Genomic DNA, 21,367 nt, shown 5'->3' on the forward strand with positions numbered 1-21,367 from the left:
GGGCAGTGGCGGCGAGCCCTGGCAAGTTTTTTCATCCTTCACTGGCATATCGCCTGCAGAAGTCGGTACTGTGCGCCCAAAGAATAATAGGCAGGGGCATGCGGGATGAAGGTGTTTTGGGGGCTGGGGAAGTTTCTGACGTTGCTGTTCTGGGTGGTGGTGCTGGTCAACCTGTTCCGGCCGCTGACCAATCCGTTTCACCTGTTGGTCAGCCTGGCTGGCAGTCTGTTGTTGCTTACCCACCTGCTTGAATTGCTGTTGTTCAACAGCAGCTTGAAACACCGTGCCCACCCTTGGCGTGACCGCTTGCAGATTCTGCTGGTGGGGATGTTCCATGTGCGGGGCCTGTCGGCGCCTGCAACGGTTAATGAAACGAACAAGGAGGCCAATCATGCATAAGGTTTTTCTGTTGGCCCTGTTGGTCAGCCCCATTGCTCTGGCGCAGAGCGTCAGTGTCGAAACCAACTCGCTGATGCGCCTGCCCAGCAGCACCAGCGTGTTGCAACTGGAGCGCCTGGATGTGGCGGACTACGGCACATTGCTGGTGCCGGCCACCATCAGCCAAGTGACCGTGGATGAGCTGCACCTGGGCCGTGAGGCGCGCATCACCATCGCCCCCGGCAATACCGCGCTGCAATTGCAGGTGCGTAATGCGCAGTTGGAGCATGGCAGCCAGATCACGTCGCGCGGGGCTCCCGGTACCCACGAAAGGCCGGCCAAGGCCGGGCGTGACCTGGTGCTGCGCATTAACGCGCTGACCGCCGATGAGCTCTCGGTGGACGCCCGTGGCGGCGCCGGTGCCCAAGGTTATGCCGGCCTGGATGGCGCCAACGGCGTGGACCCGGGTTGCACCTGGGGTTCCGCCGGGCGTGGTGCCAATGGCGATAATGGCGGCGACGGCCTGCCGGGCGCGTCGGGGGCGACTGTGCGGGTCGAGCTGCCACAGAGCTTCCCGGCTGAGCAGATCAAGGTCTGGGTCGACGGCGGGCCGGGCGGCTTGGCCGGTACGGCGGGCAAGCCGGGCAAAGGCGGGCAGTCCAAGGGCTGCCTGGTGTACCGCGCCGATGGCGGTGATAAAGGCCGGCCAGGGCTGGAAGGCCAACCGGGGCCGGCTGGGCCTGCGGGCGCTGTGACTATTCAGCGGCTTTGATGCGACTGATCTGACGCCATCGCGGGCAAGCCCGCTCCCACATTTGGAATGCGTTCCAACCTGTGGGAGCGGGCTTGCCCGCGATGAGGCCCTGAAAGACAACCTCAGAACATCGGCCGCGCCGAAGCAATCGCCACCACCACCAACCCGACTATCAAATTAATCCCCACCAGTTTGCGGATCTGCCCCAGCGCAGCCGCGCCCGCCGGCCAATCCTCAGCCGCCACCGCCGTGCGCAGTTCCGGGAACTTCAGTGCCTGGATGCGGATAAACAGCGCCGTCATCACCAGGTACAAACCCATCATCACCTGTACATAGCGCGGCGCGGTCTCAAAACCACTGAAGCGCAGGTGCAACAGGCCGACGCCGCTGATCGGCAAAATCAGCACCGCGACCCAGACCCACACAAAAAAACGTTGAAACACATTTGCCCACAGCTTGAGCCGGGCAGGGCCCTCAAGTGCCGCCATGGCCGCGGGGCGCAGGATCATCCAGGCGAAAAACATACCGCCGACCCAAACCAGGGCGGCCAGTACATGCAGGGTGTAAGCGAGGCTAAACGCGGTCATTGTGGTACTCCGTTCTGCGCGGGATTAATTAGCGGGGTATGATAGCGGCCGATCCGAACCACTGAAAATTTATCCAGCGTTTTTTGCGCCCGACTATCCATGATCAGCACTGAACTCAAAACCACGATCCAGGGCGCCTATTCGCGTTTTCTCGAAGCCAAGAGCTTGAAACCGCGCTACGGCCAACGCCTGATGATCGCCGAAGTGGCCAAGGTCCTCGGGGATATCGACACCGACGACGAAGGTCGGCGCAGTGGCGACCCTGCGATCGTGGCCGTCGAGGCCGGCACCGGCACCGGCAAGACCGTGGCCTACAGCCTGGCCGCGATCCCGACCGCCAAGGCCGCCGGCAAGCGCCTGGTGATTGCCACCGCCACCGTCGCTCTCCAGGAACAGATTGTCTACAAAGACCTGCCCGACCTGATGCGCAACAGCGGCCTGAACTTCACCTTCGCCCTGGCCAAGGGGCGTGGGCGCTACATGTGCCTGTCCAAGCTCGACGTATTGTTGCAGGAAGGCCACGCGCAAACAGCCACTGCCTCCTTGTTCGAAGAAGAAGGCTTCAAGATCGAGGTGGATGAAGTCAGCCAGAAGCTGTTTACCAGCATGATCGAGAAGCTGGCCGGCAATAAATGGGACGGCGACCGCGACAGCTGGCCCACTGCCCTGGAAGATTCGGACTGGGCACGCCTGACCACCGACCACAGCCAGTGCACCAACCGCCATTGCCCCAATTTCGGCCAGTGCGCCTTTTACAAGGCCCGCGAAGGCATGGGCAAGGTCGACGTGATCGTCACCAACCACGACATGGTACTGGCCGACCTGGCCCTGGGCGGCGGCGCGGTATTGCCCGACCCACGCGACACCCTCTACGTATTTGACGAAGGCCACCACCTGCCGGACAAGGCCATCGGCCACTTCGCCCACTACACGCGCCTGCGTTCCACGGCCGACTGGCTGGAAACCACCGCCAAGAACCTCACCAAACTGCTGGCCCAGCACCCGCTGCCCGGCGATTTGGGCAAATTGATCGAGCAAGTGCCGGAGCTGGCGCGGGAGATCAAGACCCAGCAGCAATTCATGTTCAGCGCCTGCGAGCAAGTCGCCGACTTCAAGCCCGGTGAAGACGTGGAGGGCCGTGAGCGGCCGCGCCACCGCTTTGTCGGCGGGCTGATCCCCGAGCATATGCGCGAAATGGGCATTGAGCTGAAGAAGGGCTTTTCACGCCTCACCGACCTGTTCACCCGTCTCACCGACTTGCTCAAGGAAGGCATGGACGGCGAGGTCAATATCGGCATCGCCAGCAACCAGGCCGAGGAATGGTACCCACTGTTCGGCAGCCTGTTGTCGCGCTCCCAGGGCAACTGGGAGTTGTGGACCGCCTTCACCGTCGAAGACCCGGAAGACAACCCGCCGATGGCGCGTTGGCTGACCCTGTCGGAAAGCGGTGCGTTGTTTGATATCGAGGTCAACGCCAGCCCCATCCTCGCGGCCGAAATGCTGCGCCGCAACTTGTGGAACGTGGCCTATGGCTGCCTGGTGACCTCGGCCACGCTGACAGCCCTGGGCACTTTCGACCGTTTCCGCATGCGCGCCGGGTTGCCGAAAAAAGCGGTGACGGCCGTGGTGCCGAGCCCGTTCCACCATGCCGATGCTGGCGTGCTGCGCGTACCGGACCTCAAGGCCGACCCACGGGATGCGGCCGCGCACACGGCGGCGATTATTCGCGACTTGCCGGAGCTGGTCGAAGGTTCACGCGGCACGCTGGTGCTGTTTTCGTCGCGTAAACAGATGCAGGACGTGTTCGACGGCCTCGACCGCGACTGGCGCAAACAAGTGTTTATTCAGGGCAACCTGTCCAAGCAGGAAACCCTCAACAAACACAAGGCGCGGGTTGATGGCGGCGATTCCAGCGTGCTGTTCGGCCTCGCCAGTTTTGCCGAAGGCGTGGACTTGCCCGGCGCCTATTGCGAGCACGTGGTGATTGCCAAGATCCCGTTCTCGGTACCGGATGACCCGGTCGAGGCAGCCTTGGCTGAGTGGATCGAGGCGCGGGGCGGTAACCCGTTCATGGAAATCTCGGTGCCGGATGCGTCCTTGAAGCTGGTCCAGGCCTGCGGTCGCTTGCTGCGTACCGAGGAAGACCGCGGCACCATCACCTTGCTCGACCGCCGTTTGGTCACGCAGCGCTATGGCAAAGCTATCCTTAATGCCTTGCCGCCCTTCAGGCGCGAAATTTCTTAAGCCGCTAATTTCTTAAGCCACTGTGGGCGAAGTCGCCCACTTCGTGGTCTATCTCACTGCCAACGCTTTATGTCATCAGGCCAGTCATCGGCCGATTGGGAGAACCTTGTTCGTATGATTCGCACGCTGCCCGCTCTTTTTGCCTTGTTGTTCGCTTCGCCCTTGATGGCCGCGCCTGCCGGGCAACAAACGCTGTTCAACTTCGTCCGGCCTGCCGATGTGGTCAAGGTGGCGACCCAGGACGCCAGCCTGCCGCAATACAACGCCGAACAAACCCCCGAAGGCGAGGTGCTGCGCCGCATCACCTTCAACCCGGCGGCCGAGCCGAGCCTGGTGCTCAGCCCGCAGACTGGCGTGTGGGACTGGTCGCAGTCCGGTGCCATGAGCCTGCGTATCCAAAGCGCCATGGATTGGGCGTTGACCTTGTATGTCAAAGTACAGAGCACTGACGGCAAGACCTTGGTCAGCCGCATCGACCTGCCGGCCGGTCCGGCCCAGACCCTGTTGATCCCGTTGCAGGCCAACTCGCCGTTGAGCCAGGGCATGAAGGCCGGCCCGCCGATGCCGATCACCGTGGACGGTCAGCGTGTATTGCTGGCCGCCAGTGCCGGCGAGATCGACCGCAGCCAGGTGGCCTCGGTCACCCTGTCCATGCTCAAGCCCAGCGCCGCCCAAAGCATTTTGCTTGAGCGTTTTGGCGTGCAGGACAGCGAGCCGGTACTGAAGGCGGCCTACAGCGAACTGGTGGACGCGTATGGCCAATCCACCCGTGCGCGCTGGCCGGAAAAGGTCAGCAGTGACGAGCAACTCAAAGCCGCAGCGGCCAAGGAGCAGCAGCAGCTCAAGGGCTGGCTGGCCGAGCGCGACAAATCCGCTCTGGACCCATACGGCGGCTGGAACAAAGGCCCGGCGTTCGACGCCAGTGGTTTTTTCCGTACCGAGAAGCGTGACGGTCGCTGGTACCTGGTGACGCCGCAAGGCCATCCGTTCTATTCGTTGGGTGTTAACACTGTGGCGCCGGACAACAACCAGACCTACGTGGCCGGTCGTGAGTGGATGTTCGCCGCGTTGCCCAAGGCCGGTGAACCGTTCGACAAGTATTACGGCAGGGGCGATAACCGGGGCGGCAACGGTGCCGATCAAGGTCGGGGCTTCAGTGTAGGGCGTTGGTACGATTTTTACGGCGCCAACTTGCAACGTACCTACGGCGGCGAAGGTTTCGACCAGAAGCGCTGGGTCAGCCACACCCTCGACCGCCTGCAAGCCTGGGGCTTCAACACCGTGGGCAACTGGAGCGATGAGGACCTGGCCCGCGCCGACCGCGTGCCGTACACCTTGCCGCTGTCGATTGTCGGTGATTACGCCAGCATCAGCACCGGCACCGACTGGTGGGGTGGCATGCCCGACCCGTTCGACCCGCGCTTTGCCATGGCCACCGAACGCGCCGTGGCCATTGCCGCCCGCGACCACCGTGATGATCCGTGGCTGATCGGCTATTTTGCCGACAACGAGCTGGCCTGGGCCGGCCCCGGCGATGATCCAAAATCCCGTTACGCCTTGGCTTACGGCACGCTGCGCATGACCACCGATGTACCGGCCAAGCGCGCGTTTCTCAAGCAATTGCGCGACAAGTACCGTAACGAAGAAGGCCTGTCGAAAGCCTGGGGCATCCACCTGGCGGGTTGGGAGCTGATGGAGGACCCAGGCTTCGAGCCACCGATGCCGAGCCCTGAGCACCCGGAAATCGAAGCCGACTTCAAATATTTCCAGAAGACCTTCGCTGATGCCTACTTCAAGACCATCTCCGATTCGTTGAAATGGCACGCGCCCAACCAGCTGCTGCTGGGTGGTCGGTATGCCGTCAGCACGCCCGAGGCCGTGGCGTCCTGTGCCCAGTATTGCGACGTGCTGAGCTTCAACATGTACACCTTGAAGCCACAGGATGGTTATGACTTTGCCGCCTTGCGCGCGCTGGACAAGCCGGTGCTGATCACCGAGTTCAACTTCGGCTCGGCCGACCGTGGCCCGTTCTGGGGCGGCGTGACGCAGTTGGCCCGTGAAGAAGACCGTGGCGTGGCGTACAGCAACTTTCTCAAGCAGGCCATGGCCGAGCCGTCGATTGTCGGCGTGCATTGGTTCCAGTACCTGGACCAGCCGGTCACCGGGCGCCTGCTGGATGGCGAGAACGGCCATTTCGGGCTGGTGGGCATCACCGATGTGCCGTTCCAGGGCTTTGTCGACAGTGTGCGTAAAAGCAACCTGGCGGCGGTTGACCAACTGGGCAAGGAGGCCGAAAAAGCCAAGGCGGCCAGCAAGGTTCGCGAGAACGAAGGCGGCAAGTCCGGGCATGAAGGCAAAGGCGCAGGGCAGGGCGCCGGGCATGCGGGTGGGCACTCTGGAAATGGCCATTGATTGATCATTGACGGGTTCACAAAACCCGCAATGACTGGAACAATGTCGGCCACTTCTTACGGTGTTTTCCAAGGCGGCTTAGGTGCAGATTCAGGGTCATTACGAGCTCCAGTTCGAAGCGGTACGTGAAGCGTTTGCCGCGTTGTTCGATGATCCGCAGGAGCGTGGTGCCGGGCTGTGTATCCAGATCGGCGGCGAAACCGTCGTCGACCTGTGGGCCGGTACCGCCGATAAGGACGGTGCCGAGGCCTGGCACAGCGACACCATCGTCAACCTGTTCTCTTGCACCAAGACCTTCACCGCCGTCACGGCCTTGCAACTGGTTGCCGAAGGCAAGCTGAAACTGGATGCGCCGGTTGCCGACTACTGGCCCGAGTTTGCAGCGGCGGGTAAAGAAACCATCACGCTGCGCCAGTTGCTTTGCCACCAGGCCGGGCTGCCGGCGATTCGCCAGATGTTGCCGACCGAAGCCCTGTATGACTGGCCATTGATGGTCGACACCCTGGCGGCCGAAGCCCCGTGGTGGACACCGGGCGAAGGGCACGGCTACGAGGCCATCACCTACGGCTGGCTGGTTGGCGAGTTGCTGCGCCGTGCCGATGGGCGTGGGCCGGGTGAGTCGATTGTGGCGCGGGTTGCGCGGCCATTGGGCCTGGACTTCCATGTCGGTTTGGCGGACGAAGAGTTTTATCGGGTGGCACATATAGCGCGCAGCAAAGGCAATATGGGCGATGAAGCGGCGCAGCGGTTACTTCAAGTAATGATGCGCGAACCTAATGCCATGACCACCCGCGCATTTGCCAACCCACCGTCTATTCTGACCAGCACTAATAAGCCCGAATGGCGGCGGATGCAGCAGCCAGCGGCAAATGGTCACGGTAATGCGCGCAGCCTGGCGGGTTTTTATAGCGGATTGTTGGACGGTAGTTTGCTTGAGAGCGACATGCTCGAACAATTGACCCGCGAACACAGTATCGGGCCAGACAAAACATTATTGACTCAAACCCGTTTCGGTTTGGGGTGCATGTTGGATCAACCGCAACTGCCCAATGCCACCTTTGGCCTTGGCCCGCGTGCGTTTGGCCACCCTGGCGCCGGTGGTTCGGTGGGGTTTGCCGACCCTGAGCGCGATGTAGCATTTGGTTTCGTGACTAATACACTGGGCCCTTATGTACTTATGGACCCGCGTGCGCAGAAGTTGGTCGGAATATTGGCCGGTTGTCTGTAAAGAGCTTGCTGTTTCACGTTTTTTTGTTACAAAGGCAAGTATAAGAAGGCGCTGAACGAAATTGTGTAACTTTACTGTTCTCTAAGCGTCTGTTTAACGGGTCAACCAGGCCCCCCGTTTTTTTCTCATTTTGTGGATACCTCATGTTATCGAACAAGTCCTTGGCACTGGCGCTGTGCCTCACTATTACTGGCTGCGCACAAACTCCACAAAGTGATGCCGAAGGTGGGCACTGGTGGTCATTTGGATCTGACAAGGCTGCTACCAAGGACGCAGTGACCCAAACCGACACCAAACCGGATGCCAAACCTGCCGCCGGCGCCAAGCCTGTCGAGCCTGTAGCCGCTACTGCTCCAGCTCCAGCGTCTGCACCTGCACCGGTAGCCAAGGCTGACACCGGCTTCAACTGGTGGCCATTCGCTGCCAAGCGCGCCGACGAAAAGGCGGCGGATGCCAAGGCCGACCTGAAAGCCGACCTCAAGGCCGCAACCCCCGCTTCCGCGCCGGATGCCGCGCCGGCCGTCGCCAAGACCGACACCGAAACCAAATGGTGGTGGCCGTTCGAAAGCAAGCCAAAGCCACTGGCCAAGGTCGATGTGACCAACGTGCAGATGCCCGACCCGAAAATCACCCAAGCCTGGCTGGATGATTATGAGCCGCGTCTGCGCGCCGCCATCAAGGACAGCAATCTGCAACTGGAACGTCGTGACAACGTACTGGTGGTGATTGCCCCGGTTGACGGCTCTTACAACCCGAAACGCCCGGCAATGCTGCTGCCAGTCACACTCGGCCCGTTCACACGTGTTGCCAAGGCCGTTGAAGCTGACCCCAAGACCGCGGTTCTGGTCCTGGGTCACGTCGATGCCACAGGTACCGCCCCGGCCAGCCAGGCGTTGACCAAAGAGCGTGCGCAATCCATCGCGTCTATCTTCAGCCTCAGCGGCTTGAAGCAGGATCGCTTGATGCTGCGCGGCATGGGCGACCTTATGCCGCGTGCCGCCAACGACAGTAATCAGGGGCGTGCGCTGAACCGTCGCATGGAAATCATGTTCACTCAGCGTACAACTATGTTGGCGCTGCTGAGCAAGTACAACTCGGGCAAACCACCGGTCGCCGACATGGTCGCGGTGCAAACTGCGCCGGCCCCAGTACCGGCCACGGCCGCGAAAAAAGCCGCCCCGGCGAAAAAGGCTCCGGCCAAGAAAGCCGCCGCCAAGCCCGCTGCGAAAAAAGCCGCTGCCAAGCCGGCCGCGAAGAAAGCTGCACCCAAGGCCGACGCGCCCGCAGCAAACGACCAGGCGAAAAACTGATCCGTTGAAACAAAAAGGATAAAACCGCATGACCCAGGCACTGGCCGATATGCGCCGTGACTACACACGGGACGGTTTGAGCGAGGCCCAGGCCCCGGACGAGCCGTTTGCGTTGTTCCACCAATGGTTTGGCGATGCGGTGAAAACCGAGCAGCCGCCGGTGGAGGCCAATGCCATGACCTTGGCGACGGTCGACCAGGAGGGTCGCCCGCACTGTCGCATCCTGCTGCTCAAGGGCCTGGATGCACAGGGTTTTACCTTCTTCACCAACTATCAGAGTGCCAAGGGTGAACACCTTGCGGCACGGCCTTTCGCGGCCATGACCTTCTTCTGGCCGACCCTGGAGCGCCAGGTGCGCATCGAAGGGCGGGTGGTCAAGGTCACGCCTGAGGAGTCGGATGCTTATTATCAGGTCCGGCCGCTGGGTAGCCGTCTTGGGGCCTGGGCTTCGCCGCAAAGCCAGGTTATTCGGGACCGCCAAGAGTTGCAGGATTTGCTCAAGGCCACCGAACAGCGCTTCAGCGATACCCAGCCCGACTGCCCGGAGCACTGGGGTGGCTATCGTTTGTTGCCGGAGCGCATCGAATTCTGGCAAGGCCGCGCCAGTCGCCTGCATGACCGCCTGAACTATCGCCTGCAAGCGGGCGAGTGGACGCGCGAGCGCCTGGCGCCCTGAGCTTCACCTTTCGTCATTCCAGCTGAATGTTGATCATCACGCCGAAGTCTCTACACAGAGACTCCGGCGTTTTTGCTTGCGTGACTACAATGAAGAGCGCTTCCAGGTGATTTTTGGATCAGGGCGGGAGCTACCGTTCGTCGAGTTTTCTGGTGCTGGCAGTCTGTACTCAGGCTGAATGAAAGCAATTTTGTGGCGTGCTTGCCGTGACAGGCGCCAAGCAGCGGCGTCTAATGAATACCTGTCCTTTGGAGTTGATGCTATGCGTAAGTCTGTTTTACTAGTTGCCTGCTTTACCACCCTGTCGTTGCTGTTGGGTGGCTGCGCCTCGAGTCTGACCGGCGACTCGTACTCCCGTGACGAAGCGCGTCGTGTACAGACCGTGCGCATGGGCACCATTGAATCCCTGCGTCCGGTGAAAATCGAAGGCACCAAGACCCCAATCGGCGGTGCTGCCGGTGCGGTTATCGGCGGTGTCGGTGGCAGCGCCATCGGCGGTGGCCGTGGCAGTATCGTCACCGCGGTGATCGGCGCGGTAGCTGGCGGTTTGCTGGGTTCGGCCACCGAAGAAGGCCTGACTCGCACCCAGGGCGTGGAAATCACCGTTCGCGAAGACGATGGCAGCATGCGCGCCTACGTTCAGGCCGTGGAGGAAAATGAAATCTTCCGCATTGGCGACCGCGTGCGCATCATGACGGTCAATGGCACCAGCCGTGTAACGCGCTAAGCGCTGGTTGTAGAAACGCAAAACCCCAACCCGGTGACGGGTTGGGGTTTTTTATTGCCTGCGGCTTCCTGAAAAATCGCAGGCAATAAAAAACCGCCTTTGCAGGGCGGTTTTTTAGAGCAAACCCGGTTTGCGGCCGCAGTTGTGTTCCGGTAAGTGAGCTGGAGGTAAGGCCCAACTTAAGGGAGGGCCGAGTATGTCCAAGTTTGCCTGTGGCGAGGGAGCTTGCTCCCGTTGGACGGCGTAGCAGTCCCATGCTTTTAAAGCAAAGAGCAGGGGCCGCTACGCGACCCAGCGGGAGCAAGCTCCCTCGCCACAGTTACAGTGTCCGGGCAGGTTTTCACCCCATCACTTCACACCTGAAAGTGCTTCACCATCGTATTCAACTCATGCGCCAGGCTGGCAAGCGATTGCGAAGCGGCGGTGGTCTGAGTCGAGCCTTCAGCGGACTGAATCGACAGCTGTTGAATGTTCAGCAAGTTGCGGTCCACCGCCCGGGCAACGTCAGCTTGCTCTGCCGCCGCCGTGGTAATCACCAGGTTGCGGTTGTTGATCTCGTCATTGGCGGCAAGAATATCCGCCAGCGCTTGCTGCGCCAGTTCGGCCAGGCCTATGGTTTGCTGAGTCATGGTGCTGCTGTCGAGCATGGTGTTGACGGTGCTGGCGGTGTTGGTCTGGATGCTGCCAATCATCTGCTCGATTTCCTGGGTCGACTGCGCGGTGCGATGGGCGAGGGCGCGTACTTCGTCGGCGACCACGGCAAAACCACGGCCGGCATCCCCGGCGCGAGCCGCCTCGATGGCCGCGTTCAGTGCCAGCAAATTGGTTTGCTCGGCAATGGTGCGGATAACGTCAAGCACCTTGCCGATGCCTTTGGCCTGCTCGGCCAGGCCGCCCACTTGGCTGGAGCTTAGCTCTACACCGCGGGTCAGGGCCTGGATGGAGGTAAGCGCCTCAAGCATGCGTTGCTGGCCTTTCAAGGCGATGCTGCGCGACGCCTGGGACAGGTCGGAGGTGGTGGCGGCATTCCGGGCGACCTCTTCAATGGCCGTGGTCATCTCGGTGACGGCGGTGGCGGCCTGCTCGATTTCGCCATGTTGCTGCTGCAGGTCGCGGCTGCCCTCGGCGGTGACCGCGTTCAGCTCCTCGGCCGCCGCCGCCAGTTGGCTCGATGAGCCGGTTATTTGTCGCAGTGTCTGCACCAGGTTGTTGCGCATGGTCTCTTGTGCCCGCAACAGGCGTGTGGCTTCGTCGTTGCCGGTCGGGTTGATGGGCTGGGTGAGATCGCCCTTGGCGATGGTTTCAGCCACCCGTACCGCCTCAATGATGGGGCCGGTAATGCTGCGGGTCAGCAGCCAGGCTACCAGCACCGTGCCGCCACTCACCAGCACGATGACGATGGCGATACCGCCCACGGCATGCTGGTACGCGGCCACGGAAGTCTGGCCGGCAAGTTCTGCGCCCTTGTTGGCGAGGTCGATCAACTGATCGAAGTTCTTGGTCATCTGCTCATAGCTTTCTCGAATGCTGTTGAGAAAGTCACGGGCGCCCGGCTTATCGCCTGAACGCGAGCGTTTGAGCATCTCGGTGTGGTTCTTGGCGTACCCTTCCAGGCTTTGGTTGAACACCTCCAGGCGCGATTTTTCCTCCGGCGTGCGCAACAGCGCGGCATATTGAGCCAGTTGCTCCTTGACGCTTTTCAGGCGCCCCGCGGACTTGTCCTCGTAGGTCTGCATGTCGGCGTCGCTTGCGGACAGGATGTGCGCCATTTCCCCCAAGCGAAAACGATCCAGCGAGGCATTGGCCAGGGCCAGGATCCTCACGCGCTGCATCCAGTTGTTTTGGATGTCGGCAGCCTGGGACTGCACTTCGCCGATCTGCTTGAGCGCGAACAGGCCGAGAAACACACTCAGCGACGCAATGGCAGCGAAGCCGATGAAGGCTCTGGCTGCAATTCTTATATTTCTCAGGAACATGGGTTTTCGCTCGGGCAGGGAACGCGTTGAAGAGCTGTGTCGGGCGGATGCCCCAGGCGGGGCAGGCGGATCGCCACAATCCTTAGTCGGCGGCCAGGGCAAAGTCTTTAGGCGTTGCGCAAAAGTGTCATCTTCGCCAAAAGAAAACCCCAACCGGGTAACCGGTTGGGGTTTTTTGTGGGGCTTTCATTTTGTGGAGCTTTCAGAGCGCTCAGGCTTTCTTGCGGCTGGCCAGGGCTGTGACCGCATAACCAATACAGGCTGCCAGGATCGACCCGGTCAGGATGCCCATCCGATCCTCACCCGCGAACTCACTGGCGCCCGGCACAAACGCCAGGGAGCCGACAAACAGGCTCATGGTGAAACCGATACCGCACAGGATCGCCACCCCCAGCACCTGGCCCCAGTTGGCGCCGCTGGGCAGGGCGGCGATACCGGTCTTGATCGCCAGCCAGGTCAGGCCGAACACGCCGATGGTCTTGCCGATCAGCAGGCCGGCGGCGATGCCCATGGGTACGTGGTGAGTGAAGCTGTCCAGGGTGACCCCGGTCAGCGATACGCCAGCGTTGGCGAAGGCGAACAACGGCAGGATGGTGTAGGCCACCCACGGGTGCAGGGCGTGCTCCAGGGTCAGCAGTGGCGAGGGTTCGGCATTTTTGGTGCGCAGTGGAATGCAGAACGCCAAGGTCACCCCGGCCAGGGTGGCGTGCACGCCACTCTTGAGCACGCAGACCCACAGGATCAAGCCGATGATCATGTACGGGCCGAGTTTGACGACGCCCAGGCGGTTCATCGCGATCAAGGCGACCAGGCACGTGGCCGCGCCCGCCAGGGCCGCATTCGACAACTCGGCGGAGTAGAACACCGCAATGACGATGATGGCGCCCAGGTCATCAATAATCGCCAGGGTCATCAGGAACAGCTTGAGTGACACCGGCACCCGCTTGCCAAGCAGGGCCAGGACGCCGAGTGCAAAAGCGATATCGGTGGCCATCGGGATTGCCCAGCCGGCGAGTGCGGCGGGGTTGTCCTTGTTCAGCGCCCAGTAGATCAGCGCGGGCACCACCATGCCGCCAATCGCGGCCGCACCCGGCAACACCACTTGCGATGGCTTGGACAGGTGGCCGTCGAGCAACTCGCGCTTGACCTCCAGGCCGATCAAGAGGAAGAACAGCGCCATCAGGCCATCGTTGATCCACAGCAGAGCCGGCTTGGCGATTTGCAGCGCGCCAACCTGCGCCACGACCGGCGTATCAAGGAAGGCGCCGTAAAGATGTGACAACGGTGAGTTATTGATGATCAGCGCCAAAGCGGCAGCGGCGATCAGTAACAGACCGCTGGCGGCTTCCAGCTGGAAGAAACGGGTGAAAGTGCTACGCAGAGGCAAGGGATGCTCTCCAATAAGGTTCAATAGGTGGGTACCCTAACCCGTACTGTTAGTTGTTAAAACAAAAGTTATATTCTTATTTGTTATAAGAGACGGTCAGGACGGGGCTTGCTTCGAAGCCTAGCAATTGTGTGTCTATTTGAGTCGTCACTGTATCTGTGTGCGCTGTAGGAAACCCCCTAAAATCGGGACTGAAACCCTTAGAGACCCACCTCATGAACGACCACCGTACCTGGGCTCGCGAAGCCATCCGCATCATCGAAGCGGACTTCCAGCGCAGCGCCGACACGCACCTCATCCCTCTGCCGTTGCCGGGGCTGCCGGGTATCGAGTTGTACTTCAAAGATGAGTCCAGCCACCCCACCGGCAGCCTCAAGCATCGGCTGGCGCGTTCGCTGTTTCTGTATGCGTTGTGCAATGGCTGGCTCAAGCCCGGCGCGCCGGTGATCGAGGCGTCCAGCGGGTCTACGGCGGTGTCGGAGGCGTACTTTGCGCGCTTGCTCGGCCTGCCGTTTATTGCAGTGATGCCGGCCACCACCTCCCAGGCGAAGATCGAGCAGATTGCCTTCTATGGTGGCAAGAGCCATCTGGTAAAGGATCCGACGCAGATCTACGCCGAGTCCGAACGCTTGGCGAAGGAAAGTGGCGGTCACTTCATGGACCAGTTCACCTACGCCGAGCGTGCGACGGACTGGCGGGCGAACAACAACATCGCCGAGTCGATCTTCCAGCAGATGCGCTTTGAGCATTACCCGGAGCCGAGCTGGTTGATTTCCAGCCCGGGCACCGGCGGCACCACGGCGACCCTGGGCCGCTATGTGCGTTATCGCCAGCATTGCACCCGCGTGCTGTGTGCCGATGCCGAGCGTTCGGTGTTTTTTGACTACTACCAGACGGGCGACGCCAGCTTGAGTCTGGACTGCGGCTCGCGCATCGAAGGGATTGGGCGGCCACGGGTCGAGGCGTCGTTTTTGCCCAAGGTGATCGATGCGATGGTCAAGGTGCCGGATGCACTGTCATTGGCGGCCATGCATTACCTGGCCGAGCGTTTGGGGCGGCGGGTGGGTGGTTCCAGCGGGACGAACCTGGTGGGTGCTTTGGTCGCGGCGCTACAGATGAAAGCGGCGGGGGAGTCGGGGTCGATCGTGGCGATCTTGTGTGATGGAGGCGAGCGGTATGCGAGCACTTATTACGATCAGGTGTGGTTGGCGCAGCAGGGGTATGAGCTGGGCGGTTTGATTGCAGCCGTTGCGGCCAGTGTAGAGAAGGGCGAGCCGTTGCCTGCCAGCGTCCTGCGCGCGAACATTTGACGAAACGCAAAACCAAATGTGGGAGCGGGCTTGCTCGCGAAAGCGGTAGTCCAGTCGATGATTTATCAACTGACAGTCCCCCTTCGCGAGCAAGCCCGCTCCCACATTGGAACTGCGGTATTTTCAGATTTTGTGTCAGGCCTCGATACCCAGCATATCCCGCGCCAGCGCCTCGGCAATCCGAATTCCGTCAACGCCCGCCGACAGGATGCCACCGGCGTAACCGGCACCTTCACCGGCCGGGAACAGGCCCTTCACGTTCAGGCTCTGCATCGACTCGTTACGGGTAATGCGCAGTGGTGACGAAGTGCGGGTTTCGATGCCGGTCAACACCGCATCGTGCAGCGAGTAGCCTTTGATCTGCTTTTCGAACGCCGGCAGCGCTTCACGGATCGCCTCGATGGCGAAATCCGGCAGAGCCAGGGCCAGGTCACCCAGGGCCACACCCGGTTTGTAGGACGGTTCCACACTGCCGATGGCGGTGGACGGCTTGCCGGCGATAAAGTCGCCCACCAGCTGCGCCGGCGCCTCGTAGTTGCTGCCGCCGAGGATGTAGGCGTGGGACTCCAGGCGCTCCTGCAACTCGATACCGGCCAGCGGGCCACCCGGGTAATCCACCTCGGGCGTGATGCCGACCACGATGCCGGAGTTGGCGTTGCGCTCGTTGCGCGAGTATTGGCTCATGCCATTGGTAACCACGCGGTTCGGCTCGGAAGTCGCCGCCACCACGGTGCCGCCCGGGCACATGCAGAAGCTGTAGACCGAACGGCCGTTCTTGGCGTGGTGCACCAGTTTGTAGTCGGCGGCGCCCAGTTTCGGGTGCCCGGCGTATTTGCCCAGGCGCGCCGCGTCGATCAGCGACTGCGGGTGTTCGATACGGAAACCCACCGAGAATGGCTTGGCTTCCATGTACACACCGCGGCCGTGCAGCATGCGGAAGGTGTCGCGGGCACTGTGGCCCAGGGCGAGGATCACGTGCCTGGAGAGGATCTGCTCGCCGCCGTCGACGACCACCCCGTTCAACTGGCCGTCTTCGATCAGTACATCTGTGACGCGCTGCTCAAAACGCACTTCACCGCCGAGGGCGATGATCTGCTCGCGCATGTTTTCCACCACGCCGGTCAGGCGGAAGGTGCCGATGTGCGGCTTGCTGACGTAGAGGATTTCTTCCGGCGCGCCGGCCTTGACGAACTCGTGCAGTACTTTGCGACCGTGGAATTTCGGGTCCTTGATCTGGCTGTAGAGTTTGCCGTCGGAAAAGGTCCCGGCACCGCCTTCGCCAAATTGTACGTTGGACTCTGGGTTGAGCACGCTTTTGCGCCACAGGCCCCAGGTGTCCTTGGTGCGCTGGCGCACTTCCTTGCCGCGCTCGAGGATGATCGGCTTGAAGCCCATCTGCGCAAGCAACAGCCCGGCGAAAATGCCACACGGGCCAAAACCCACCACGATCGGCCGTTCAACCAGGCCTTGCGGCGCCTGGCCCACCACTTTGTAGCTGACGTCCGGTGCCGGGTTGATGTTGCGGTCATCGGCGAACTTGAGCAGCAGGGCGGCTTCGCCCTTTACGTTCAGATCGATGGTGTAGATGAAGCACAGCTCCGACGATTTCTTGCGCGCGTCGTAGCTGCGTTTGAACAGGGTGAAGTCGAGCAGGTCATCACTGGCGATGCCCAGGCGCTGCACGATGGCAGGCCGCAGGTCTTCTTCGGGATGGTCGATGGGCAGCTTGAGTTCGGTGATTCGTAACATGACAGGATCCGGTGGGCGGCGGGCTTCGATGCCGGCGGTTTTGCAAACCGGCGATTATAAGCCCCAAAGGCTGATTCCCGTCATGTTAAAACAGCCCAAGGCCGAATCAGTCGTCCCGTGAGCCGCCGAATGACGCACAACCCCGCTGGACCTGGCCATTGACCCGCAACTCGGCGGTCATGTGCTGCAAGCTGCCGCTGACTGCATCGATGCAGCGCTGTGGGGCTACCCACAGTTCGATGTGCTGGTTATTGGCTTCGGTCATCAGGTTGAAACGGCCGTCACCCAGTTGCTCTTCGACAAACGGCACCGCCAGTGGCGGCTGGCCTTCGCGCTCCAGCACCATGCCTTTGCCGGTGACGTTCATCGCCCAGGCCGGTTTATGGCCGTTGGCCCGCAGAATCATGCGTTTGAAGTCCGGGTCGTCGCAGGCCGAGGTCGAGCGCTCTACGCGATACAGTTGTTGCAGGTCGACCGAACCCTGGGTGCCGCTGGCCACGCCGGAAAACTTGCCGCGCAAATCGGCAAACAGCACGCCTTGCTGGCCGGCCAGGGACGCGGCTTCCTGCAGCACGCTGGTGCCGCCGGTGTCGTTGACTACGTAGTTGCGTTTGTCGCCACACGGCTGGAACAACAGCTTGCCGCCTACTGCCGTCAGTTCACCCTGCATACGGGTCAGCCCGACGGTAGACGGTTTGGCCGGCTCGCTCTCGAACATCTGGCAAGCGGTGAACAGGGGCAGCAGGGCAAACAGAGCAAGGGTACGGGCGGCGCGCATATCGGGTCTCCAAACAAGAGCCGCCACGTTACGCAGGCTCGCACCGCACCACAAGCCCGTTCGCCGGGTTCAGGCGATTCTGACAGACATTGGATTTCAGCCAACGATGAAGGTCTGACCGGTCTGCAAGCCCTCGACACTTTTCGCGTAGGCCAGTGCTACATCGGCACCCGAAGCCGGTTTGTAGCCACGGAAGTACGGCGCGTAGCTGCCCATGGCTTCGAGCAGGACGGTCGGGCTCACCGAGTTGATGCGCAAGCCGCGTGGCAGTTCGATTGCCGCCGCCTTGACGAAGGCATCCAATGCGCCGTTGACCAATGCGGCAGACGCGCCGGTGCGGATCGGGTCGCGGTTGAGAATGCCGCTGGTAAAGGTGAACGAAGCACCGTCGTTGGCGTATTCGCGGCCGATCAGCAGCAGGTTGACCTGGCCCATCAGCTTGTCACGCAGGCCCAGTTCGAAGTCGGCTTCGCTCATCTCACCCAATGCCACGAAATTCACACTGCCTGCTGCGCAGACCAACGCGTCGAACTTGCCGGTCTGTTCGAACAGTTTGCGGATCGACGCGCTGTCGCTGATATCCACCTGGAAGTCGCCGCCGCTGCGGCCGATGCTGATCACCTCGTGACGCTGCGCCAGTTCCGCCTTGACCGCTGAGCCGACCGTGCCGCTGGCACCAATCAATAGGATTTTCATCGTGCTGTTCCTCCGGGATTAAGTGAGGTTTGAGTCTAGGATGGCTTTTTAAGTGGATAAACGTGCTAATAGGCAACCTTTGGTTTTCAATTGGAAACAATCAATGAGCGAAATGGATGACCTGGCGGCCTTTGCCGTGCTGATCGAGGCGGGCAGTTTTACCCTGGCGGCGGAGCAATTGGGCTGTAGCAAGGGCCAATTGTCCAAGCGCATCAGCCAATTGGAAGCGCAGTTTTCGGTGGTGTTATTGCACCGTACCACGCGCAAACTCAGCCTCACCGCCGCCGGTGCGGCGTTGTTGCCCCAGGCCCAGGCACTGGTGGCCCAGGTGGAGCGCGCCCGTCAGGCATTGGCGCGGCTTAAGGACGATTTGGCGGGGCCGGTGCGTATGACGGTGCCGGTGTCGCTGGGAGAAACCTTCTTTGATGGCTTGTTGCTGGAATTCACCCAGCAATACCCGCAGGTGCAGATCGAGCTGGAACTGAACAACAACTACCGCGACCTGGCGCGCGATGGCTTTGATTTGGGCGTGCGCATGGGGGCGATGGACAACGAGCGGCTGGTGGCCAAGCCGCTGCTGGCCTGGCATGAGATGACCTGCGCCAGCCCGGCCTACCTGGAGCAGCATGGCGAACCGCTGACGCCTGCGGATCTGGCCGCGCACACCTGCCTGCTCAACAGCCACTACAGCGGGCGTGAAGAATGGCTGTATCACCAGCAACATGAACTGCTGCGGGTTCGGGTCAGCGGTACCTTCGCGTCCAACCACTACAACCTGTTGAAAAAAGCCGCCTTGGTGGGCGCCGGTATCGCCCGTCTGCCGTCATACGTGTTACCGGCGGAACTGGCCGACGGGCGCTTGCGCTGGCTGCTGCGTGATTATCAAACGCGCAGCATGCCGATGTACCTGGTGCATCCTTATCAAGGTGGCCTGCCGCGCCGAACCCAAGTGTTGGCCGACTACTTGGTGGACTGGTTCAGACGCAGCGGCGAAGCCCTGGATCGTCTTCAGCGGTAGCGGCGCGCGATCAGGTGGTCGATCGACAGGCGGCCTGGGCCTTTGGCCACCAACAGCAGCAGCAACGCTATCCAGGTGCCGTGGGTTGGATAAGCGTCCGGGTAGACGAACAGTTGAATGGTCAAGGTCATGCCGATCAGCGCCAGGGCCGAGAAGCGCGTGGCAAAACCCACCAGGATCAGGACCGGGAAAAAGTGCTCGGCAAATGCCGCCATGTGCGCGGCCACTTCCGGCGACAGCAACGGCACGTGGTATTCGCTGCGAAACAGCGGCAGGGTCGAGGCGGCAAGCTTGGGTTCGCCCAATTGGAAGGTGCCGTTGATGATATCAATGGCAAAACCTTCAACCTTGGTCTGGCCGGACTTCCAGAACACCGCCGCAATGGAAAACCGTGCGAGAAAGGCGATCAAGCTGTAGGGGATTTTTTCGAACAGAGCGATGGCCCGTTTTACCAGGCAAGGAGGGTGAGTGTTCATGGTGATTCCTTTTGTTCTGTGTGCAAATGAGTGATGGCGTCGTGGCTGATCAGCAGCGTCAGGCAGTGGTTGAGGTCGAATTCGGCGGATGTTTCGAGCGCGTGCTCCACCGCCATTTCCAGGCCTGACCCCTGGTCAAGGCTGTTGATAAACGCCACCGAACCGCTGTCGATGGCGAAGACCTTCACCGCCAAGCCCTGGCGTAACACCAGTGCACTTTGGGCATACCAAGGGTTCAAGGTGGCGATAGCGCCTTCGGTCTGGTGCGCGGCCCATACCGCAACCACGGCGTAGGGTGAATTCAAGGTGGCCAGGGACGGATGCAGGTGCAGGCGTAGCTGCCCCAGGTCGGTCGGCCCTTGCAGTTGTTCAAGGATGGTCTGCTGATTCAGGGGCTGGCTGTCGGCGGCGTGATAAGCACGCACCCGCAGGCATTCCAGGCGTGCGACGTCCGCCAGGTAAGGCACGCTCGCCGCCGGTTCGAACGCCTGGATGAACGCGGCAAACGTGCTGCCGTATTCGCTGATCAACGGGCTGTCGGGCGGGCTGGCTTGCACGTAAAGGCCGGCCATTGCGCGAAAAAAATCATCTCCGACCAATTGCCGCGTGACCGGGTAAGCGGCGGCGAGCGCATTGATCAGCGAGCTGTGGACATTGTTTCGATACACCGCAAAACGGCTGGCGGGGTCGGCGCCGTTGCTGCTGAACAACCCATCGGGGCAGGCCTGGTCGGAATCGAGCAAGGCGCCGGCAAATGCAGCTTGATCGCTCATAGCTTCAATACCTTCGCCTGTGACAGATGCCAGTCGGCGTGTTGGGCTTCGGCGTGCAACACGCTGAAGGCGGGCACCTGGTTATCCCGCTCGATCAGCGTGGCGACGGGGCCGGTGTGATTGAGTACCTGTTCGTAGAGTTGCCACACCGCGTTATCGATGGGCGCACCATGGTCATCGATCAGCAGGCGGTCGCCCAGGCTGTCGGTGTCTTCGGCAAAACCGGCCAGATGAATCTCACCGACGGCCTTCAACGGCAGCGCATGGAGGTAGGCCACTGGGTCGCGCTGATGATTGATGCACGACACATAGACGTTGTTGACGTCCAGTAACAGCCCGCAACCGGTGCGCCGGATGATCTCGCTGATGAAGTCCGTCTCGTCCAGGGTCGAGCGCTGGAACTGCAGGTACGTCGAAGGGTTTTCCAGCAGCATTGGCCGCTTGAGGGTGCTTTGTACCTGGTCGATGTGTTCGCATACCCGGTGCAGGGTTGCGGCGTCGTAGGCCAGCGGCAGCAAGTCATTGAGGAACACCGGGCCGTGGCTGGACCAGGCCAGGTGTTCGGAAAAAGAGTGGGGTTGATAGCGTTCGATCAGCATGGCCAGCCGTGCCAGGTGCTCACGGTTGAGCGGGCCTTCGCCGCCGATGGACAGACCCACGCCATGCAATGACAGTGGGTACTGTTCGCGTATCAAGCCCAGGTAGTGATGGAACGGGCCGCCGGCGACCATGTAGTTTTCGGCGTGCACTTCAAAAAAACCGATATCGGGCGAGGTCTCGAGCACTTCAATAAAGTGCTCGTTCTTCAGCCCCAGCCCGGCCCGATAGGGGAGGCCGGGCACCTGAGCCGGTGAGACCGTGTGCTGGGGTAAAAGCGTCATCATCAGT

At 61.3% G+C, this 21,367-nt stretch carries 19 protein-coding genes; 10 read left to right on the forward strand and 9 right to left on the reverse strand.

Translation table 11 applies throughout. The annotated features are described in order from the left end of the window. The first annotated feature begins 105 nt into the window (after nt 1–105). Together PSH96_RS07010 and PSH96_RS07015 are read left to right on the forward strand one after the other, a co-directional pair. On the forward strand, nt 106–399 hold the full coding sequence (locus PSH96_RS07010) for a DUF1145 domain-containing protein (RefSeq protein WP_056857501.1): 294 nt from the start codon (nt 106–108) through the stop codon (nt 397–399). Beyond that, entirely contained in the window at nt 392–1,150 is a 759-nt protein-coding gene (locus PSH96_RS07015) for a hypothetical protein (protein WP_056857500.1), read from the forward strand. The genes PSH96_RS07010 and PSH96_RS07015 overlap by 8 nt, the downstream gene beginning before the upstream one ends. A gap of 104 nt (nt 1,151–1,254) precedes the next feature. Here the strand turns inward: PSH96_RS07015 and PSH96_RS07020 are convergent, their stop codons facing one another. Continuing rightward, entirely contained in the window at nt 1,255–1,719 is a 465-nt protein-coding gene (locus PSH96_RS07020) for a CopD family protein (RefSeq protein WP_305458413.1), read from the reverse strand. 99 nt (nt 1,720–1,818) lie between these two features. Here PSH96_RS07020 and dinG point away from each other — a divergent pair, with 99 nt between their 5' ends. The 6 genes from dinG (at nt 1,819) to PSH96_RS07050 (ending at nt 10,316) form a co-directional block, all read left to right on the forward strand. After that, the gene (gene dinG / locus PSH96_RS07025) at nt 1,819–3,963 is read left to right on the forward strand and encodes an ATP-dependent DNA helicase DinG (protein ID WP_017137192.1); all 2,145 of its coding nucleotides are present in this window, start codon (nt 1,819–1,821) and stop codon (nt 3,961–3,963) included. 114 nt (nt 3,964–4,077) lie between these two features. Further along, the gene (locus tag PSH96_RS07030) at nt 4,078–6,375 is read left to right on the forward strand and encodes a beta-galactosidase (protein WP_305458415.1); all 2,298 of its coding nucleotides are present in this window, start codon (nt 4,078–4,080) and stop codon (nt 6,373–6,375) included. A gap of 82 nt (nt 6,376–6,457) precedes the next feature. Next, entirely contained in the window at nt 6,458–7,603 is a 1,146-nt protein-coding gene (locus PSH96_RS07035; RefSeq protein ID WP_017137194.1) for an EstA family serine hydrolase, read from the forward strand. 143 nt (nt 7,604–7,746) lie between these two features. Continuing rightward, nucleotides 7,747–8,913 (forward strand): OmpA family protein, encoded by a 1,167-nt coding sequence (locus PSH96_RS07040; RefSeq protein WP_305458418.1) that lies wholly within the window; start codon nt 7,747–7,749, stop codon nt 8,911–8,913. A gap of 28 nt (nt 8,914–8,941) precedes the next feature. Further along, nucleotides 8,942–9,589, forward strand: a complete 648-nt coding sequence (gene pdxH / locus PSH96_RS07045) for a pyridoxamine 5'-phosphate oxidase (protein ID WP_305458420.1) — start codon at nt 8,942–8,944, stop codon at nt 9,587–9,589. A 262-nt stretch (nt 9,590–9,851) separates the two neighbouring features. Continuing rightward, nucleotides 9,852–10,316: a glycine zipper 2TM domain-containing protein gene (locus PSH96_RS07050; protein ID WP_056857494.1), complete on the forward strand. Its 465-nt coding sequence runs from the start codon at nt 9,852–9,854 to the stop codon at nt 10,314–10,316. A 353-nt stretch (nt 10,317–10,669) separates the two neighbouring features. Here the strand turns inward: PSH96_RS07050 and PSH96_RS07055 are convergent, their stop codons facing one another. Together PSH96_RS07055 and nhaA are read right to left on the reverse strand one after the other, a co-directional pair. Further along, nucleotides 10,670–12,292, reverse strand: coding sequence for a methyl-accepting chemotaxis protein (locus PSH96_RS07055; RefSeq protein ID WP_305458423.1), 1,623 nt, complete (start codon nt 12,290–12,292; stop codon nt 10,670–10,672). 211 nt (nt 12,293–12,503) lie between these two features. Further along, on the reverse strand, nt 12,504–13,679 hold the full coding sequence (nhaA, locus tag PSH96_RS07060; protein ID WP_305458425.1) for a Na+/H+ antiporter NhaA: 1,176 nt from the start codon (nt 13,677–13,679) through the stop codon (nt 12,504–12,506). A 215-nt stretch (nt 13,680–13,894) separates the two neighbouring features. Between nhaA and PSH96_RS07065 the strand changes: the two genes are divergently transcribed. Then, complete coding sequence (locus PSH96_RS07065; RefSeq protein WP_305458427.1) at nt 13,895–14,989, forward strand: PLP-dependent cysteine synthase family protein; 1,095 nt, start codon at nt 13,895–13,897, stop codon at nt 14,987–14,989. A gap of 135 nt (nt 14,990–15,124) precedes the next feature. Here PSH96_RS07065 and PSH96_RS07070 read toward each other — a convergent pair whose 3' ends face one another. From PSH96_RS07070 to PSH96_RS07080, 3 genes are all read right to left on the reverse strand, one after another. Beyond that, nucleotides 15,125–16,738, reverse strand: coding sequence for an NAD(P)/FAD-dependent oxidoreductase (locus tag PSH96_RS07070; RefSeq protein WP_058421705.1), 1,614 nt, complete (start codon nt 16,736–16,738; stop codon nt 15,125–15,127). 106 nt (nt 16,739–16,844) lie between these two features. Next, entirely contained in the window at nt 16,845–17,516 is a 672-nt protein-coding gene (locus tag PSH96_RS07075; RefSeq protein ID WP_056857489.1) for a COG3650 family protein, read from the reverse strand. Nucleotides 17,517–17,612: 96 nt separating this feature from the next. Further along, the gene (locus PSH96_RS07080; protein ID WP_305458430.1) at nt 17,613–18,212 is read right to left on the reverse strand and encodes a short chain dehydrogenase; all 600 of its coding nucleotides are present in this window, start codon (nt 18,210–18,212) and stop codon (nt 17,613–17,615) included. A 103-nt stretch (nt 18,213–18,315) separates the two neighbouring features. On the opposite strand from PSH96_RS07080, the gene PSH96_RS07085 reads away from it, so the two are divergent. Then, nucleotides 18,316–19,230, forward strand: a complete 915-nt coding sequence (locus PSH96_RS07085) for a LysR family transcriptional regulator (protein WP_305458431.1) — start codon at nt 18,316–18,318, stop codon at nt 19,228–19,230. Here PSH96_RS07085 and PSH96_RS07090 read toward each other — a convergent pair. From PSH96_RS07090 to PSH96_RS07100, 3 genes are read right to left on the reverse strand one after another with little or no spacing between them, the layout of a single operon-like run. Then, nucleotides 19,221–19,706, reverse strand: a complete 486-nt coding sequence (locus PSH96_RS07090; protein WP_305458433.1) for a DoxX family protein — start codon at nt 19,704–19,706, stop codon at nt 19,221–19,223. The two genes, PSH96_RS07085 and PSH96_RS07090, sit on opposite strands and share 10 nt — an antisense overlap. After that, nucleotides 19,703–20,479 (reverse strand): DUF2063 domain-containing protein, encoded by a 777-nt coding sequence (locus tag PSH96_RS07095; protein WP_305458435.1) that lies wholly within the window; start codon nt 20,477–20,479, stop codon nt 19,703–19,705. Before PSH96_RS07095 ends, PSH96_RS07090 begins: the two co-directional genes overlap by 4 nt. Then, entirely contained in the window at nt 20,476–21,363 is an 888-nt protein-coding gene (locus tag PSH96_RS07100) for a DUF692 domain-containing protein (protein ID WP_305458437.1), read from the reverse strand. The genes PSH96_RS07095 and PSH96_RS07100 overlap by 4 nt, the downstream gene beginning before the upstream one ends. Between the last annotated feature and the right edge of the window lie 4 nt (nt 21,364–21,367).

This window comes from Pseudomonas sp. FP2338 (genome assembly GCF_030687515.1).
Classification (GTDB): Bacteria; Pseudomonadota; Gammaproteobacteria; order Pseudomonadales; family Pseudomonadaceae; genus Aquipseudomonas; species Aquipseudomonas salomonii.